Raw genomic sequence first — 16,705 nt, forward strand, 5'->3', positions numbered from 1 at the left:
ACTGTGGACGCTTTCCGTGCGGAGCGTAAGGGTGCGGTTACGCGACCGTCGTGTAGTGCACCGTCGTGTAGTGCGAGGCGTCGCCCTCGAGCGAGTAGCTCTCCTTGCCCTCGATGCCGGCCGGGACGTCACCGGCGACGGTCACGCGGTGCAGACGGCGCGGCAGGCCGTCGTAGTTGTCGATGGCGTAGTGCTGGGTGATGCGGTTGTCGAAGACGACCAGCTGGTTCGGGGACCAGCGCCAGCGCAGCACGTTCTCCGGGCGGGTCACGTACGACTGGAGCAGGTCCAGGATCTTGCGGGACTCGCCCACCGAGAGTCCCACGATCCGCTGGGCGAACCCGCCGATGAACAGCCCGCGTTCACCGGTCAGCGGGTGGACGCGGACCACCGGGTGGGCCGTGCGGTACTTGATGGACGTGAACTGGGCGCGCTGCGCCGCCTTCTCCGCGTCGACCTCCTCGTCCGCCACCGCGTAGTCGTAGTCGTTGGTGTGTTCGGCCCACAGGGTGTCGGCCAGCAGGCGCAGCGGCTCGGGCAGGTCCCGGTAGGCGGCCGCCGCGTTCGCGATCAGGGTCTCGCCGCCGTACGGCGGGACCGTGATGCTGCGCAGGGTGGTGGCCTGAGGCGGGTTGAGGACGAACGTGACGTCGGTGTGCCAGTGGTTGGCCCGGCCGCGCTCGCTGTCCACCGGCAGCACGTTCACGGCGCCGTCGACGGCGGGCACCGTCGGGTGGGCGGTGGTGATGTCGCCGAAGTGGCGGGCGAAGGCCTGGTGGCTCTCGTCGTCCAGGTTCACGTCGTCGAAGACCAGCGCCTTGTGGACGTTGAGTGCCTCACGCAGGGCGGCGACGGTCTCCTCGTCCAGGGGCTTTGCGATGTCGACGCCCAGCACCTGGGCGCCGATGTTCCCGGTGACCTTGCGGATCTCGATCTCGATGCTCATGACGGGTGGGTCCTTTCAGACGAGCGCGGGAGAAGTCGCGGGAGAGGTCGCGGGCGAGGTGAGGTACTGGTTGGCGGGGCGCGGGAGGCCGTAGCGCTCCCGGAGGGTCTGGCGGGGCCCGTACTCCGTGCGGAGCAGACCGCGGGCGCGCAGGATCGGGACCACCTGCTCGACGAACAGCTCCAGGCCGGACGGCAGGACGGCGGGCATGATGTTGAACCCGTCGGCGGCGCCGAGCGTGAACCACCGCTCGATCGCGTCGGCGACCTGCTCGGGCGTCCCCGCGAAGGTCAGATGCCCGCGCCCGCCGCCGAGCCGCCCGATGAGCTGCCGCACGGTGAGCCGCTCGCGCCGGGCGAGCTCCACGACCAGCGTGTAACGGCTCTTCGCGCCCTCGATCGCGCTCTCCGGGGGAAGGTCGGAGGGCAGCTGGGAGTCGAGGTCGAGCGTGCCCGGCTCCAGCTGCAGCAGGCTCTCCAGCCGGCCCACGCCGTGCTCGTACACGATGTGGTCCTCCAGCGCCTGCTCGTGCGCGCGGGCCTCGGCCTCGGTGGAGCCGATGACCGGGACGATGCCGGGCAGCACCTTGATGTGCTCGGGGTCGCGGCCCACCGCCCTCGTGCGTGCCTTGAGGTCGGCGTAGAAGTCCTGCGCGTCCTTCAGGGTCTGCTGGGCGGTGAAGACGGCCTCCGCGTACCGGGCCGCGAACCTCTTGCCGTCCTCCGACGAGCCCGCCTGGACCAGCAGCGGGTAACCCTGGGGCGTACGCGGCACGTTGAGGGCGCCCTCGACGCTGAAGTACGTCCCCTGGTGGCGGGGCGGGTGGATCTTGGTGTCGTCGCCCCAGACGCCCGCCGTCTTGTCGGCGACGATCGCGTCGTCCTCCCAGCTGTCCCAGAGCTTGAGCGCCACGTCCAGGAACTCGGCGGCGCGCTCGTAGCGGGTGGCGTGGGCGGGCTCGCTGTCCAGACCGAAGTTGCGGGCCGCCTCCGCGCCGGCGGTGGTGACGATGTTCCAGCCCGCCCGGCCGCCGCTGATGATGTCCAGCGAGGCGAACTTGCGGGCCAGGTTGTAGGGCGAGTTGTACGACGTCGACGCCGTCGCGATGAGGCCGATGTGCTCGGTGGCCGTGGCCAGCGCCGTCAGCAGGGTGAGCGGCTCCAGGGCGCCCGCCGGACGCTGGGCCACGCTGCCCCACAACTGCGGGCCGTCGGCCAGGAAGAGGGAGTCGAAGGTGCCGCGCTCGGCGATCCGGGCCAGGTTGACGTAGTGGGCGAGCTCCACGTGGGCGTGCGGGTCGCTCTCGGGGAGCCGCCAGGAGGCCTCGTGGTGCCCGGTGCTCATCAGGAACGCGTTGAGGTGAAGTCTGCGCTGGGTCATGCGGGGTCGTCCTCCGGTGCGGGGTGGTCCTCCGGTGCGGGGTGCTGCTGGGCGGTGCCGTGCTCGGCGTGCCCGCTGTGCTGTGGTGCGGTGTCGTGCTCGCGGTGCTGCGACGCGGTGTCGTGCTCGCCGTGCGGTGCGGTGTCCTGTAGGGCGGGGTCGTGCTCGGGCTGCGATGCGGTGTCCTGCGGGGGCACGTCCTCGGTCACCCCGAGGGCCGCCAGCAGGCGTTCGCGGTACTCGCCGAGCAGCGGGTCGCGGTACGAGCGGGGGTGGGCGCGGTCGATGGTCAGGTCGAGGCCGATGCGGCCGTTCTCCAGGACGAGCACCCGGTCCGCGAGCACGATCGCCTCGTCCACGTCGTGCGTGACGAGCAGGACCGAGGGCCGGTGGTGCTCCCACAGCTCGCGCAGCAGGCCGTGCATCCTGATCCGGGTGAGCGCGTCCAGAGCGCCGAACGGCTCGTCGGCCAGCAGCAGTTCGGGTTCCCGGACGAGGGAGCGGGCCAGTGCGGCGCGCTGGGCCTCGCCGCCGGACAGCTCGTTGGGCCAGGCCCGTTCGCGGCCCGCGAGGCCCACCTCGGCGAGGGCGGCCCGGCCGCGCTCGGCGGCCTCCTTGCCCTCGGTGCCGAGCAGCACGTTGTCGAGGACCCGGCGCCAGGGCAGCAGCCGGGAGTCCTGGAAGACCACCGACACCCGTTCCGGGGCGGTCAGTTCGCCGCTGCCGGCCACCTCGTGGTCGAGGCCCGCGACGGCCCGCAACAGGGTGGACTTGCCGGAGCCGCTGTGCCCGAGCAGGGCGGTGAACTGTCCGGCGGGCAGGTCGAGGTCGATGCCGTCGAGGACCGTACGGCCGTCGAAGGAGCGGGTGAGGCCCCGCAGCCGTACGGCGGGACGGGTCAGCTGCTGAGCGAGCGGCGCCATGACAGCACCCTCCGTTCGATGAGACGGACCACGCTGTCGGAGGCCAGGCCGAAGACGCCGTAGATGAGCAGGCCGACGAGGATGACGTCCGTCTGGCCGTAGTTCTGGGCCTGGAACATCATGTAGCCGAGACCGCTGGTGGCGTTGATCTGCTCCAGGACGACCAGCCCCAGCCAGGAGCCGGTGACACCGAGCCGGAGCCCGACGAAGAATCCGGGCAGCGCGCCGGGGATGACGATCTGCCGGATGAACTGGAAGCGGTTCAGCCCCTGGACCTCGGCGAGTTCCACGAACCGGTGGTCGATGCCGGACAGCGCGGCGTGGGTGTTCAGATAGATCGGGATGTAGACGACGATGGCGATGATCGCGATCTTGAAGGTCTCGCCGATGCCCAGCCACAGGATGAACAACGGGATGAGGCCGAGGGTCGGGATGGCCCGGTTGAGCTGGACCGTCCCGTCGATCAGCGCCTCGCCGACCCTGCTCAGCCCCGAGGCCAGGGCGAGCGACACCCCGGCGGTCAGGCCGATGGCGAAGCCGTACGCGGCGCGCTCCAGGGAGGTCAGGACGTCGGTGGACAGCGTGCCGTCGGTCCACAGACGGCCGGCGGTCTCCAGGACCGTCCACGGCGCCGGGATCGCGCCGGGGTCCAGCAGACCGGCCGCCGAGGCGGCCGCCCACAGGGCGAAGAACAGAGCGGGCCCGATGATCCGGGAGGCGGGAAGCCGCTTGCCGGGCGAGAGCCCTCGTCGTTTGGTGCGCCTCCGCCGGGCCTCGCGGCCGGATGACGTCCCGAATGACGTCCCGAATGACGTCCTGGATGACGTCCCTGAGGGTGTCTTGGCCGATGTCTCGGTCGATGTCCCGGTCGATTGCTCGGTGGTGACGGCCGGAGCCGCCGTGGTGGTCGTCATGGCACTCACTTCCGGTATTCCGCCGGGACGGCCTTCGCCGCGATGGCCTCGAAACGGTGGTCGAAGAGGTCGCCCACCTTGAACGACTTCACGAAGCCGCCCTCGGCGAGCAGGTCCGCGGTCTCCTGCTCCCACTTGATGGCCTCGTCCCAGCTCGGCGGGAACAGTGGCTTGTTGGCGAGGTCACTGATCGACCGGGCCTGGTCGAGGGTCAGGTTCTGCGTCTTGACGTAGAACTCCTCGTTCCAGATGTCGGGGTTCTCGTACTGCCACACCTGGCCCCTGGCCCAGAACGGGATGTACGCGGCGACCGCGGCGGCCTTCGCGGAGTCGTTCAGTACGGAGGTGGGCGCCCACAGCAGGTTGAGCAGGTCCACCACGTCGGTGGCGATCGTGTGGGCGCCCTTCGACCCGTACTGCTTCAGGTAGGCCGGAGCCTGGCTGTTCGCGAGCGGGGCGATGTCCACCTGGCCGGCCTGGAGGGCCGTGAGGAACTGGTTGCTGGTCAGCGGGACCAGCTTCACCTCGTCGTACTTGAGCCCGGCCTTCTTCAGCGCCCGCAGCAGCACCACACCCTGCGCCTGCCCCTGCGAGAACGCCAGCTTCTTCCCCTTGAAGTCCTCGACCGTGCGAATGTCGCTGCCGGGCTTGGTGGCGAAGAGGTAGTTGGGCTTGCGGGTGACGTTGATCGCGACGATCTTCGCGTCGAAGCCCTGGAAGTGGGCCTGGATCGGCGGGATGCCCGCGTTGTTGGCCAGGTCGAGGGACTTCGCGCGGAAGGCGTTGATGACGTCGGGGCCGGCACCGATGTTCGCCCAGGCGGACACCTTGAAGGGCAGCTCGCCGAGGTCCGCCAGCTTGAACTGCAGTTGCTGGACGCCCTGGAAGGAGGCGACCTTGAGACTCGTACCGGCGGGCACCTTGGTGGCCAGCGGGGCCGCCGCGGCCTCCTTCGACCCGGCTGCGGCACTGCTGCCGGCGCAACCGGTCAGCCCGGCCGCGGCCACTCCGAGCAGGGAGGAGAGGAACAGCCGTCGGTCGACACCGGACGCGGGCCGGGAAGGCGAGGGGGAGAGGGACGGGAACAGGGGTGACATGGCAGGACTCCGTACATTCACGTGGCAGGAGGGCACGCGGAATTCCGGGCAGGAGAAAGCCGTGGGGGAAGGAAAGCGCGCGGAAAGGCACACGCCGGAAGAGCGGCGCGGAAAGGAACAGCTCTCGATCGACCGCCGGATGCCGCCGGGCACACCCCAAGGACCGTCGGAGGACGGGGCAGGGTGGTGCCTTGGCTCAGAGCGTCAACGGGTCAGCGCGCCAGACATCAGCCACAGGCGACGGGCCACAGGAGACGGGCGACCGAGACAGCGTCAGGCGCCAGGCATCAGGCGCCAGGCATCAGGCGCCAGGCATCAGGCGTCAGGCATCAGGCGTCAGCGACAGAGCGTGCGGCCGACCCGCATGAGGTCGACCACACGGCGCTTGGTGAGCGGCACCCGCACGCGTGAGCTGGTCATGAAAAGGATGCTCCCGGTCATGTCCGACCTCTGTCAACATTCCGAGTTTCTGAATTAATTCGCCCCCGGTGACGCGCCCAGCGGATCCCGGAACAACACGTCCAGCGCCACCGATCCACCGGCCACGGCCAGCACCGACTCGGGGAAACTCGTCGGCAGCACCGACGCCGCCCGGTCCGCGCCGACCGTCTCGCGCAGTGCCGCCAGGCAGTCCTCCCGATGCACCACACCCATCTCGGTGACCACGACCGTCTCCGGGTTGAGCACGTCGAGCAGCAGCCCCGCCGCCCGCCCCACCATCCGTGCCCGCTCCACCAGCAGCCGTACGGCGACCGGATCGCCGGCCGCCGCCGCGCCGAGCACGTGCATCGGGTTCACGCCCTCGCCTTCGGCGACTCCCGCCTCACGGGCCCGCCGGCACAGCGTCCGCTCGCTCAACTCGGCCTGGAGGCACCCGGTCCGGCCGCAGTCGCACCGCTCGGTGCCGCCCCGCAGCGGCAGGTGGGCGATCGCCCCCGCCTGGGAGCGCGGGCCGTAGTGCACCGCGTCATGGGTGGCGAAGGCCGCGTCCACCATGTTGCCGACGAAGAGGTGCAGCACACTCCGGCTGCCCCGCGCCCGCCCGAACAGCCGCTCCCCGTTGACCAGCGCCCGCGCGTGCCCGTCGACATGGACATCGAGCCCGGTGGCCGCCTCGACGAGGTCCCGTACGGGTACGTCCTGCCAGCCCAGCAGCGGGTGCTCGACGATGGTCCCGGAGTCCCGGTCCACCCATCCGCCCGTGGCCACGCCCACCCCCAGCGGTGTACGCCCGGTCTCGGCCAGCAGCGAGCCCAGGTGCTCAGCGGCGCGCGCCAGCACCCGCTCCGGCTGTTCCGGGGCGGTGCCCTCGTGGACCAGCCGCCGCTCCGCGACCACCCGGCCGCGCAGGTCGAGCAGCGCGACCGTGGTGTACGGCACGGCCACGTGCACCCCGCCCACCACGAACCGCGCGTCGTCGAGGTCCACCGGCACGTGCGGGCGGCCGACCCCCTTGGACCGCTGCGGCACGGCGGCCTCACGGACCAGCCCCATCCCGGCGAGGCGGGCGCAGTGGTCGGTGACCGACGCGGGCGACAGCCCGGTCAGCCGGGAAATGGTGCTCCGGGCCACCGGCCCGTGCTCCAGCACAGCTCGCAGGACGAAGCTGGCGCTGGTCCGCCGCCGGTCGCTGTCGGCGGCGCGGGGCAGGAAGGAAGGGGGAGCCGCTGTCGCGGAACGGGCCATGAGGCTTCCGGTCGAGACGCTTCCGGTCGTGGCGCTGCCGGTCGTGGCGCTGCCGGTCGTGGCGCTGCCGGTCGTGGCGCTTCGGGACATGAGGCTTCGGGACATGAGGTTTCCTCAGGAACTTCCTCGGGAACGGGGCCGACACTGCGCCGTCTCGTGCGGCGAGCCGGATCCACTCCCGTCCCACCTCACCCGGGACGGCGACAGGTGGCAGCGCCCTGCCGTCGCAGGTCGACATAGCGACGCGACGTGAAGTTCAGGGCCTGGGCAACCATGGCCGGAAGCGTAGGGCCTGTCCGGCGGCTCCTGCCAGAGGGTGTTCGTTTGGTGAGACTCTACAGTTCCGGTCCGCCACGTCCTCCTCGGCGCAGCCTCCCCACCTCAGTGACCAGCATCACCTCAACGCAGGTGTAGCCGACATCTTTTGTGAGGAGTGGATCAAGCGCGCGCTCCACCCTTTGTCGAGCGCCGACGGTGTCCGGCTCCATCGCCCTGGGATAGCGTCAACGCGTCCCCGACCGTCTCCCCGCCGGAGTGAGCCCCATCATGAGCACCGCCGCCGCCACATCCGCCCGTCCCGGCGCAGTCCTCGCCGACCTGCTGCCGGCCACCCGCGCCCGCGACATCGCGCTCGTGCTCGGCGGTGCCGCGCTCACCGGGCTCGCCGCCCAGATCTCGGTGCCCGTGCCGGGCTCCCCGGTGCCGGTGACCGGGCAGACGTTCGCGGCGCTGCTGGTGGGTACGGCGCTGGGTGCGGGCCGCGGCTTCCTGTCGCTCGCGCTGTACGCGCTGGTCGGCATGGCCGGGATGCCCTGGTTCGCGAGCGGCACCTCGGGCTACGCCGCGCCGTCCTTCGGCTACATCCTCGGCATGCTGCTGGCCGCCACCGTCGTGGGCGCGCTGGCCCGGCGCGGCGGAGACCGCTCGGTGGCGCGCATGGCGGGCACCATGGTCGTCGGCGAGGCGATCATCTACGCGATCGGCGTGCCGTACCTCGCCTTCGCCGCCGACATGTCGCTGACCGCCGCCATCGCGGCCGGCCTCACCCCGTTCCTGATCGGCGACGCGCTGAAGGCCGCGCTGGCGATGGGCGTGCTGCCCACGGCGTGGAAGTTCGCCGACCGCAAGTGACCGATGCGGTCCGATGCGTGGGAAGGGCCCTGCCGCACCGTGCGGCGGGGCCCTTCCCGGTTTCCGGACGGATTCTCAGGCGGGCTCGATCGTGTGGTTCCGCCGGAACGTGCTGTGCGGGTCGTGCACCGCCTTCAGCGCGGCGAGCCGCGCGTGCGTCTCCGCGTCGTACAGCCCCTCCGTACGGTCGTCCGTACCGAAGGCGAAGTTGAGCGCACGCCCGATGGTCCGGGGCGCGAGGACGGCGAACGCCGGATCAATCACCTCACGCGCCGTCACACGGTCGCTCATGGCCACCAGTCGCATGAGGAACCGCCCCTGCCGGTGCGGCACGGAGTTCGCCGCGTCCCGCGCCAGCGCCCCGCCCAGGTGGTTGATCTGCGTCACGCACATCGGGGACACACCCGGACCGGTGCGCGACAGCACCTCGGCGACCGCGGCGACGTCCAACTCGCTCAGCACCGCACTGTCCCCGTAGTACGCGTGCGGGACGTCCGGGTCGCTGTGGATGGTGTGGCTCTCGGCGTACGGCATCTCCCGCAACGTGTCCCGGAACGCCGGGCCCAACGCCCGGAGCGGGGCGACCAGTCGCTCACCGTCGGCGGCGGTTCCGGTGTACGCGACCCGTACCGAGACGACGTACCGGCCGCGCCGATCGGGCGGCAGCGCCGGGACGTCGGGGTACGCGACGGCGGCGAACGACGAGGTCAGCGTGTCGGGAACGGCCCGCGTCCAGTGCTCGTACCCGCGCAGCACGGCCTCCGGGGCCACCTCGCGCCCGTCGAAGTCGAGCGCGCCGCCGTACAGTCGCGCCACCGGCACGAGGCCGGTCTCCAACTCGGTGACCACCCCGAAGTTGTGGCCGCCGCCGAGCAGCGCCCAGTACAGATCGGGGTCGGACTCCCGCGTCACGTGCCGGAGCCGGCCGTCGGCGGTGACCACGTCCAGGCCGCGTACGTGGTCTGCCGCGTACCCGAACTCCCTGGCCAGGAGAGGGAGTCCACCGCTCAGGGTGTACGAGACGGCTCCCACGCCCGGCGCGGAACCTCCCCCACTGCCTTAAGGGCGTGGGAGGTGCCCCCATTGCGGCGCGAGCCCGTACGGTGCGGCCGCCTCGACGACCTGGCCCCAGCGGGCTCCCGCCCGGACGCGGGCCGTACGCGACCCGGGGTCGACCGTCACGCCGTCCATGCGCCTCGTCGTGATCAGCACACCGCCCTCGGCCGCCCCCGGCAGCCCGTGCCCGGTCGCCTGGACACCGACCGGCAGGCCCTCGGCCGCCGCGTACGCCACCGCGGCACTCACGTCGGCGGGCGAGGACGCCGCGAAGACCACGGCGGGCCGCAGCGCCACGCCGGTCTGGAAGCCGGCGACCTCGCCCTCGTATCCGTCGTCGCCGGGCCTGAACACGAGGTGGTGCGCGGTGTGGTCCTGCAAGGTCACGGGGATGTCCCTCAGTTCGCGTGGTGTGGGTGGGTGGGTGGGCGCGCCGGTCGGCTCGTGGCCTTCCCGGACGGGGCCATGGTGCTCGGATTTCCTGACATCCGCCGTCAGCTTTTCCTCAGCTGTTCGTCAGCTTTTCCGGTGCGTCCCCTGGCACACCGACGCCCCCGCGGTGGATCCGCGGGGGCGCCTCGGGCGTACGTGCCGTCGACCGACTCCTTACAACTGCTGCTGCTTCGGCCGGGGTCGGCGGCCGGCCCACCAAAGGCCCGCCGCCCCCGCCGAGATCAGCGCCGCGCCGGCCGCGCCGAGCGGCAGCACCTGGTCGGCGGGACCCGTCTTGGGCAGCTCCTCCGGACCGTCGCCCTGACCGGCGCCCGGGCTGTCGCCGCCCGGGGTGACCGGGCTGTTGTCGGTGCCGAGCAGCAGCGGGGTCGTCGGGGCGTTCGGGGACGGGTTGTTCGAGCCGAACGGGACCGGGCCCTGCTGCCAGTACGTCTTCGCCCCGTCGGCGGTCTGGACGGGGAGGCAGATCTTCCCCTGCTTCTTCACGTCGAAGGCCGCGTCCACGTCGTACGACGTCGACTTGCCGGCCGCGAGATTGTCGATGGCGCAGCTGAAACCACTGTTCGAACCCTCGGGCAGATCATTCTTGGGGATTTCTGAGCACCCCTCGACGCCCTTCACCGTGAGTCCGTCGAAACCGACCACAAGCAGTCGGATTTTGCCGCTGTCCTTGCTTCCTCCATTTTTCACGACGCCGGTAATGGCCGTTCCCTTCGAGCTGTTGTCGACCGAGATCTTCTCGGGCAGCAGCGTCGTCAGCTTCACGCCCGCCGGTGCCTCGGCGACGGCCTTTCCCCCCTTGCCGCTCATGCCTCCCTCGTCGTCCGCGGTGGCGTTGAAGGCGAAGATCGCCACTGCCGCGAAAGATGCAGTGACCAGCGATCCCGCGATGGTCGTCATGCGACGAGAACTCATGTTCGTCCCCCTTGTGTCCCCCTTGGCCGCGCCCTGAATTCGCGGTCCCTGAAGAGGTACCACAAGATTTCTCCGCACTATGCTGGTGCGGCACGAAGTTGTGACCAAATACGCTACTTCGCGGTTCTTCTGTGGCGGAAGTTGAAGGGAGGTATGGGGGTGCCGGGAATTGCGCGGGGCGGTGTTCCGGGATTAGTGGTGGCAGGCCGCTATCGGCTGATCGAAAGCATTGGCCAAGGCGGAATGGGGCGGGTGTGGCGGGCCGCCGACGAAATACTCGGCCGGGAGGTGGCCGTCAAGGAAATGCGCATCGACGGCCTCGACCCGGAGGACACCCGGACCCGCCGGCAGCGGACCCTGCGGGAGGCCAGGGCGACAGCACGCATCGACCACCCCAACGTCGTGCGGATCTACGACGTCGTGGACGCGGGCGAGCGGCTGTGGATCGTCATGGAACTCGTCGACGGCCGCTCCCTGGAGCGGATCATCGCCGAGAGCGGTCCGCTGGACGTACGGGAGGCGGCACGGATCGGCCTCGAACTGGTCGCGGCGCTCGTCCAGGTGCACGCCGGGGGAGTCCTGCACCGGGACATCAAACCGGCCAACGTCCTCGTCGAGCGCGGCGGCCACCACCGGGTGGTCCTCACCGACTTCGGCATCGCCGCCATCCAGGACGCCGAGGCGCTGACGATGGCCGGGATGCTCGTCGGCTCCCCCGACTACATGGCACCCGAACGCGTCTCCGGCCGCCCCCAGGGCCCGCCCTCCGACCTGTGGTCCCTCGGCGCGACCCTGTGCGCGGCTCTCGGCGGCCACTCCCCGTTCTCCCGCGCCACGACCTACGCCACGTTGCACGCCGTCCTCTACGAGGAGCCGGACATCCCGTCCGGCGCGGGGGAGTTGAGCGAGCTCCTGGCCGCCCTGCTGGACAAGGAGCCCGGGGCGCGGCCGGGGATGGACGAGGTCGCGGGAGCGCTCGGGCCGGTCGCGGCGGGCTGGGACGCGAGGGAGGGAGATGCCGGGGATACGGGGGATGCGGGGGATGCGAGGGAGGTGAGGGAGGCGGGCGGGGTTTCGGTGGGCGACGGGGCGTCCGGTGGGGCCGCCTCCTTGGCTTCGACCGGGCCCGCGCGGCCCGTTCCGCTCGCGCCGCCGGTGCCGCCCGTGCCGCCCGCGCCGGTCCCGGGTGAGGAGGTGCCGGAGGACCCGCCGCGTACCCCCACACTGCGGAACCCGCCCGCCCCGGAGAGGACTGCCCCCGGACCACCGCCGCCGGGCTCCGCGCGGCCCGTTGCCGAGAGTGGACAGCACACCGCCGTCCCGGAGCCCGACCGCTCGACGACGCCCGTCCTCAAGCGCCCGGGGACCCCCGCCACCGGGCGGACGACACCCCCCGCCACCCAACGGCCCGCGGGCCCCGAACCCCCGCCCCCGCCCCCACTCCCACTCCCACTCCCGATCCCCGTCCCCGGGAACGCCTCCTCCGAAGCACCCTCCGAGGGAACCCCCGAACTCCCCTCCGAGGGCGCCCGACCGGGACCCGGCCCCTGGGCGATCGGCGTCCAGGTGGAACGTCCCGAGCCGACGGCCCCGGCGACCGGTACCGGCCCTGAAACCGGCCCCGAAACCGAGACCGAAACCGGGACCGAGATCAGGACGGGAGCCGAGGAAAGCCGGGCGCCCGCGCGGTCCCGGCCAGCTCCCACGCCCCCCGGAGAACTCCTCGGCCCCGCAGTCCCCGCCCACCCCACCCGTACGCGGTGGAGCAAGCGCCGTATCGGCATCGCGGCCGCCCTGGGCGTGGCCGCCGCCGGAGCCGTGGCGGCGCTCGTCATCCCGGCGATCGGCGGGCCGCCGGACGGCAAGGGAACGTCCTCAGGGCCGGCGTCAGCGTCAGCGTCAGCGTCACCGTCGGCGGTCACGTCCGGCCCCACCGGCGACCACGACCCCGGCACCTCCTCCTCCCCGCCGCCCACCGTCGCCGGCACCTCGCGCCCGCCCAGCATCCCTGCGGAAGCCGAGCGCGAGGCCGGGCTGTACGCGTGGGTCCCGCCCCAGGGCTGGCAACGGGTGGCAGAGAGTGGCGCCGAGGTGCACTACACCTCGCCCGACCGCACACAGGAGATCCTGGCCAACGCCTCCCCCGCCCAGGGCGACCTGCTGAGGCAGTGGCGGGAGAAGGAGGAACAGGACACCAGCAAGGGCCTCGACTACCGCAGGATCCGCCTGGAGGAGACCACGTTCCGCGGATCGCCCGCCGTCGTGTGGGAGTACACGGTCACGGCCAGGGGTCTGCCCTGGCACGTCCGGCTGCTCGGCTTCCGCTCGGGCGGCACGTCCTACGAGATCAGCACCTGGTACGCCCCGGACATCGAGGACCGCGCGCTGCCGGTGTACGAGCGGGTGAGGGACGGCTTCACGCCCCTGTGAGCTCGTCCACCACCTGGTGCGCTTCCGTGCACCCGGAGACACCACCGGGGCCCGACAGCCGGAACTGCCGGACCCCGGTACTCGCCGTATCGATGCGAGGCGATGCGAGGCGATGCGAGTCGATGCGAGTCGATACGCAGCGCGTCGCGCCTCTCAGCTCCCGTCGCCCGCAGCCCCGGCCTTGGCGTCCGCCACCGTCGCCGAGGGCCCCGCGGAATCCGAAGCCTCCGGCTTCGCGGTCCCCTGGCCGCCCCGCACCTTCTCCTTGACCAGCGAGACCGCGACCACCACGGCCGCGACCAGCAGCGACAGCAGCAGGATGTCGCGGTTGCCGTGCTCGGTGTCGGTCAGCATGTAGCCCAGGACGAACACGATCAGCGCGATGGTCGCCCACGTCAGGTACGGGTACAGCCACATCCGGACGACCAGCTTCTCCGGCTCCTCGCGCTCGATGACCTTCCGCAGCCGCAGCTGGGAGAAACAGATCGCCAGCCAGACGAACAAGGCGACGGCGCCGGAGGAGTTGACGAGGAAGAGGAAGACCGTGTCCGGGTACGCGTAGTTGAAGAAGACCGCCACGAACCCGAAGACGACCGAGGAGAGGATCGCCGCCATCGGCACGCCACGCCCGTTCGTCCGGGCGAACGCCTTCGGCGCGTCACCGCGCGAGCCGAGCGAGAACGCCATCCGGGAGGCCGTGTAGAGACCGGAGTTGAGACAGGACAGCACGGACGTCAGCACGATGAAGTTCATGATCTGGCCGGCGTGCGGGATGCCGAGGGAGTCCAGGGCTGCGACGTACGAACCGTCCTTCTCGATGGACGGGTCGTTCCACGGCAGCAGCGTCACCACGACGAAGATCGAGCCCAGGTAGAAGACGGCGATACGCCAGATGATGCTGTTGGTGGCCTTGGTGACCGCCTGCTGCGGGTGCTGCGACTCGCCGGCCGCGAGGGTGGCGATTTCGGTGCCCATGAAGGAGAAGACGACGAGCAGGACGCCGACGAGGATCGCGCCCGGTCCGTTCGGCAGGAAGCCGGTGTGGTCGGTGAGGTTGGACAACCCCGCCTTCTCGGCGTCGACGCCCGGCAGCACCCCGAAGATCGCGAGACCGCCCACGACGATGAACGCGGCGATCGCGACGACCTTGATCCCCGCGAACCAGAACTCGAACTCTCCGTACGAGCCGACCGACACGAGGTTGGTGGCGGTCAGCACCACCATCACGATGAGCGCCCACCCCCACTGCGGTACGGAGGGGATCCAGCCTTCGAGGATCTTGGCGCCGGCCGTCGCCTCCACGGCGAGCACGACGACCCAGAAGAACCAGTACAGCCAGCCGATCGAGAACCCGGCCCAGCGTCCGAGCGCGCGGTCGGCGTGGGCGGAGAACGACCCGGATGTCGGGTTGGCGGCCGACATCTCGCCGAGCATCCGCATCACGAGGACGACCATCGTCCCCACGAGGGCGTAGGACAGGAGGATGCCGGGGCCGGCGGTGGCGATACCGGAGCTGGACCCTACGAAGAGGCCGGCACCGATGACGCCACCGATGGCGATCATGGACAGATGGCGGGACTTGAGTCCGGCCTGGAGGCCGCCGTCGGGCTCTCCGTGGCCGCCTGGGCCGTTTCCGGCCGCCGATTTCGTGGTCGGCTGCGAAGTCATGGGGGAGTTCCTTTGCGCCGCTGGAGGGACGACGCCAGACACTCGTGATGTCTGGCGCGATGTGGCGTTGCGTCTCGTGGCGCCTGCCCGCTAAAGGGGCCCTCCATGACTCCCGTGAGAGCGGGACGTGGGGGCGGGCGAGAGCCCTGCGCGGTGGCGGGCGCCGGGACGCAACCGGAGTTGCACAAGTCGGTCCAGTGAATCGGAGGCGAATGAATTCTTGAACCTTTGAATCCAGATCGTTACTTGAGGTTTTCTTGAGGTTTTATGGTGTGGCTTGGTTTTTTCGCTCTCGGCACCCCGGCGGGCCATGGCGAAACAGCCGTGTCACACTCTGACCATGCGCGTCTATCTCGGCTCGGATCACGCCGGCTACGAACTGAAGAACCACCTCGCCGAATGGCTCAAGGCCGCCGGCCACGAGCCCGTGGACTGCGGGCCCCACATCTACGACGCCCAGGACGACTACCCGCCGTTCTGCCTCCGCGCAGCCGAGAAGACGGCCGCGGACCCCGGGTCCCTCGGCATCGTGATCGGCGGCTCCGGGAACGGGGAGCAGATCGCGGCCAACAAGGTGACGGGCGTTCGCGCGGCCCTCGCCTGGAGCGTGGAGACCGCGTCGCTGGGGCGCGAGCACAACGACGCCAACGTCATCGCCGTCGGTGCGCGCATGCACACCCAGGAGGAGGCGACGAAGTTCGTCGAGACCTTCCTCAATACGCCTTTCTCTGGTGACGCACGCCACATCCGCCGCATCGACATGCTGGCGGCCTACGAAACCACAGGCGACCTCCCCCCGATCCCGCCCCACCACCCCCAGCAGTAGGGGCTCTTGGGGCCGCGGGGAACGGCGCATCTCTTAGGGGCGTGGGAACGGCGCATCTTTTGGACGGGCGCGGGGAACGGCGCATCTTTTGGAGCGGCGCGAGGAACGACGCATCTTTTTGGGGCGCGGGGTACTGCACGGTTTTTAGGGGCGCGGGGAACTGCGCGACCAGCCACACCCAACCCGCACCAACCCGCCCACCCCGACAACCCCCACCCGGGGGCCTGGGGGCGCAGCCCCCAGTGATGGGACGGGTAGGGGCGGCGGGGGCGAAGAAAAGCGCGCCCCGCCCCACCCCCCCCGGGCACACGCCACCCCGCACCCACCCACCACCCCGCACCCGCCCCCACCACCCCGCACCCACCCACCACCCCGCACCCGCCCCCACCACCCCGCACCCCCCCAACCGCCGGAGGCCCCGGTGCCGGAAGGGCACACCATCCACCGCCTGGCCCAGGACTACACCGAGGCCTTCACCGGCGGAGCCACCCGCGTCACCAGCCCCCAGGGCAAGTTCACCGACGCCGCGGCCCTCCTCACCGGCACGGAACTCACCACCGCCGAAGCCCACGGCAAGCACCTCTTCCTCCGCTTCGGCCCGGAGGACACGGCGGACACCGCGGACGGCGCGGACATCGGCGACTGGATCCACATCCACCTCGGCCTCTTCGGCAAGGTCACCTTCGGCCCCGCCCCCGCGCCCCCACCCACCGACACGGTCCGTCTCCGCCTCGCCAACGACACGACGTACGTGGACCTCCGCGGCCCCACCACCTGCGCGCTGATCACCGACGCCGAGAAGCGGGCCGTACACGACCGCCTCGGCCCCGACCCCCTCCGCCCGGACGCCGACCCCTCAGCCGCGTACCGCCGTATCTCCCGCAGCCGTACGACGATCGCCGCCCTCCTCATGGACCAGAAGGTCATCGCGGGCGTGGGCAACGTCTACCGCGCCGAGGTCCTCTTCCGGCACGCCATCGACCCGTACCGCCCCGGAAAGGACATCACCCCCCGGGAATGGGAGGCGATGTGGGCCGACCTCGTCGAGCTCATGCGTGAGGGCGTGCGCAACAACCGCATCGACACCGTCCGCCCGGAACACACCCCGGAGGCCATGGGCCGGCCGCCCCGCGTCGACGACCACGGCGGCGAGGTGTACGTGTACCGCAGGGCCACCCTGCCCTGTCACATCTGTGGCGGCGAGATCCGCACCGCCGATCTCGCCGCCCGCAACCTCTTCTGGTGCCCCACCTGCCAACAGAGGTGAACGCGCCCGCAGC

Annotated in this window: 12 protein-coding genes and 1 pseudogene; 4 read left to right on the top strand and 9 right to left on the bottom strand. The window is 71.1% G+C overall.

Going from position 1 to position 16,705, the window contains the following annotated elements; genetic code table 11:
- Positions 1 to 37: 37 nt before the first annotated feature.
- The 6 genes from AB0959_RS21570 to AB0959_RS21595 form a co-directional block, all read right to left on the bottom strand.
- Complete coding sequence (locus tag AB0959_RS21570; RefSeq protein WP_366828044.1) at positions 38 to 946, bottom strand: TauD/TfdA family dioxygenase; 909 nt, start codon at positions 944 to 946, stop codon at positions 38 to 40.
- Positions 947 to 961: 15 nt separating this feature from the next.
- Entirely contained in the window at positions 962 to 2,326 is a 1,365-nt protein-coding gene (locus tag AB0959_RS21575) for an LLM class flavin-dependent oxidoreductase (RefSeq protein WP_366828045.1), read from the bottom strand.
- Positions 2,323 to 3,249 carry an ABC transporter ATP-binding protein gene (locus tag AB0959_RS21580; protein ID WP_366828046.1) on the bottom strand — a complete coding sequence of 309 codons (927 nt, stop codon included), beginning with the start codon at positions 3,247 to 3,249 and terminating at the stop codon, positions 2,323 to 2,325. Before AB0959_RS21580 ends, AB0959_RS21575 begins: the two co-directional genes overlap by 4 nt.
- On the bottom strand, positions 3,225 to 4,163 hold the full coding sequence (locus AB0959_RS21585) for an ABC transporter permease (protein WP_366828047.1): 939 nt from the start codon (positions 4,161 to 4,163) through the stop codon (positions 3,225 to 3,227). Before AB0959_RS21585 ends, AB0959_RS21580 begins: the two co-directional genes overlap by 25 nt.
- Positions 4,164 to 4,168: 5 nt before the next feature.
- Entirely contained in the window at positions 4,169 to 5,260 is a 1,092-nt protein-coding gene (locus AB0959_RS21590; protein WP_366828048.1) for an ABC transporter substrate-binding protein, read from the bottom strand.
- Between the two features lie 474 nt (positions 5,261 to 5,734).
- Positions 5,735 to 6,946 (bottom strand): ROK family protein, encoded by a 1,212-nt coding sequence (locus AB0959_RS21595; protein ID WP_366828090.1) that lies wholly within the window; start codon positions 6,944 to 6,946, stop codon positions 5,735 to 5,737.
- A 546-nt stretch (positions 6,947 to 7,492) separates the two neighbouring features.
- Between AB0959_RS21595 and AB0959_RS21600 the strand changes: the two genes are divergently transcribed.
- Complete coding sequence (locus AB0959_RS21600; RefSeq protein ID WP_366828049.1) at positions 7,493 to 8,077, top strand: biotin transporter BioY; 585 nt, start codon at positions 7,493 to 7,495, stop codon at positions 8,075 to 8,077.
- 75 nt (positions 8,078 to 8,152) lie between these two features.
- Here AB0959_RS21600 and AB0959_RS21605 read toward each other — a convergent pair.
- Positions 8,153 to 9,487 (bottom strand): annotated as a pseudogene (locus AB0959_RS21605) (FAD-binding protein).
- Between the two features lie 252 nt (positions 9,488 to 9,739).
- Positions 9,740 to 10,501, bottom strand: coding sequence for an LPXTG cell wall anchor domain-containing protein (locus AB0959_RS21610; RefSeq protein WP_366828050.1), 762 nt, complete (start codon positions 10,499 to 10,501; stop codon positions 9,740 to 9,742).
- 243 nt (positions 10,502 to 10,744) lie between these two features.
- Between AB0959_RS21610 and AB0959_RS21615 the strand changes: the two genes are divergently transcribed.
- A complete protein-coding gene (locus AB0959_RS21615) occupies positions 10,745 to 12,931 on the top strand; it encodes a protein kinase (RefSeq protein ID WP_366828051.1) in 2,187 nt (728 codons plus the stop codon).
- Between the two features lie 153 nt (positions 12,932 to 13,084).
- On the opposite strand, the gene AB0959_RS21620 is transcribed toward AB0959_RS21615, so the two are convergent.
- Positions 13,085 to 14,599: an amino acid permease gene (locus AB0959_RS21620; RefSeq protein ID WP_366828052.1), complete on the bottom strand. Its 1,515-nt coding sequence runs from the start codon at positions 14,597 to 14,599 to the stop codon at positions 13,085 to 13,087.
- Between the two features lie 340 nt (positions 14,600 to 14,939).
- On the opposite strand from AB0959_RS21620, the gene AB0959_RS21625 reads away from it, so the two are divergent.
- Both AB0959_RS21625 and AB0959_RS21630 read left to right on the top strand, forming a co-directional pair.
- The gene (locus tag AB0959_RS21625) at positions 14,940 to 15,425 is read left to right on the top strand and encodes a ribose-5-phosphate isomerase (RefSeq protein WP_366828053.1); all 486 of its coding nucleotides are present in this window, start codon (positions 14,940 to 14,942) and stop codon (positions 15,423 to 15,425) included.
- A 421-nt stretch (positions 15,426 to 15,846) separates the two neighbouring features.
- The gene (locus tag AB0959_RS21630) at positions 15,847 to 16,692 is read left to right on the top strand and encodes a DNA-formamidopyrimidine glycosylase family protein (RefSeq protein ID WP_366828054.1); all 846 of its coding nucleotides are present in this window, start codon (positions 15,847 to 15,849) and stop codon (positions 16,690 to 16,692) included.
- Positions 16,693 to 16,705: the final 13 nt, after the last annotated feature.

The organism is Streptomyces sp. NPDC046862, assembly GCF_040704615.1.
Classification (GTDB): domain Bacteria; phylum Actinomycetota; class Actinomycetes; order Streptomycetales; family Streptomycetaceae; genus Streptomyces.

What these genes read in the sequence shown, in the direction of transcription:
- AB0959_RS21590 (WP_366828048.1), bottom strand. Translation starts at nt 5,260, where the DNA reads ATGTCACCCCTGTTCCCGTCCCTCTCCCCCTCGCCTTCCCGGCCCGCG.
- AB0959_RS21585 (WP_366828047.1), bottom strand. Translation starts at nt 4,163, where the DNA reads ATGACGACCACCACGGCGGCTCCGGCCGTCACCACCGAGCAATCGACC.
- AB0959_RS21600 (WP_366828049.1), top strand. Translation starts at nt 7,493, where the DNA reads ATGAGCACCGCCGCCGCCACATCCGCCCGTCCCGGCGCAGTCCTCGCC.
- AB0959_RS21615 (WP_366828051.1), top strand. Translation starts at nt 10,745, where the DNA reads ATGGGGCGGGTGTGGCGGGCCGCCGACGAAATACTCGGCCGGGAGGTG.
- AB0959_RS21580 (WP_366828046.1), bottom strand. Translation starts at nt 3,249, where the DNA reads ATGGCGCCGCTCGCTCAGCAGCTGACCCGTCCCGCCGTACGGCTGCGG.
- AB0959_RS21620 (WP_366828052.1), bottom strand. Translation starts at nt 14,599, where the DNA reads ATGACTTCGCAGCCGACCACGAAATCGGCGGCCGGAAACGGCCCAGGC.
- AB0959_RS21595 (WP_366828090.1), bottom strand. Translation starts at nt 6,946, where the DNA reads ATGGCCCGTTCCGCGACAGCGGCTCCCCCTTCCTTCCTGCCCCGCGCC.
- AB0959_RS21570 (WP_366828044.1), bottom strand. Translation starts at nt 946, where the DNA reads ATGAGCATCGAGATCGAGATCCGCAAGGTCACCGGGAACATCGGCGCC.
- AB0959_RS21625 (WP_366828053.1), top strand. Translation starts at nt 14,940, where the DNA reads ATGCGCGTCTATCTCGGCTCGGATCACGCCGGCTACGAACTGAAGAAC.
- AB0959_RS21575 (WP_366828045.1), bottom strand. Translation starts at nt 2,326, where the DNA reads ATGACCCAGCGCAGACTTCACCTCAACGCGTTCCTGATGAGCACCGGG.
- AB0959_RS21610 (WP_366828050.1), bottom strand. Translation starts at nt 10,501, where the DNA reads ATGAGTTCTCGTCGCATGACGACCATCGCGGGATCGCTGGTCACTGCA.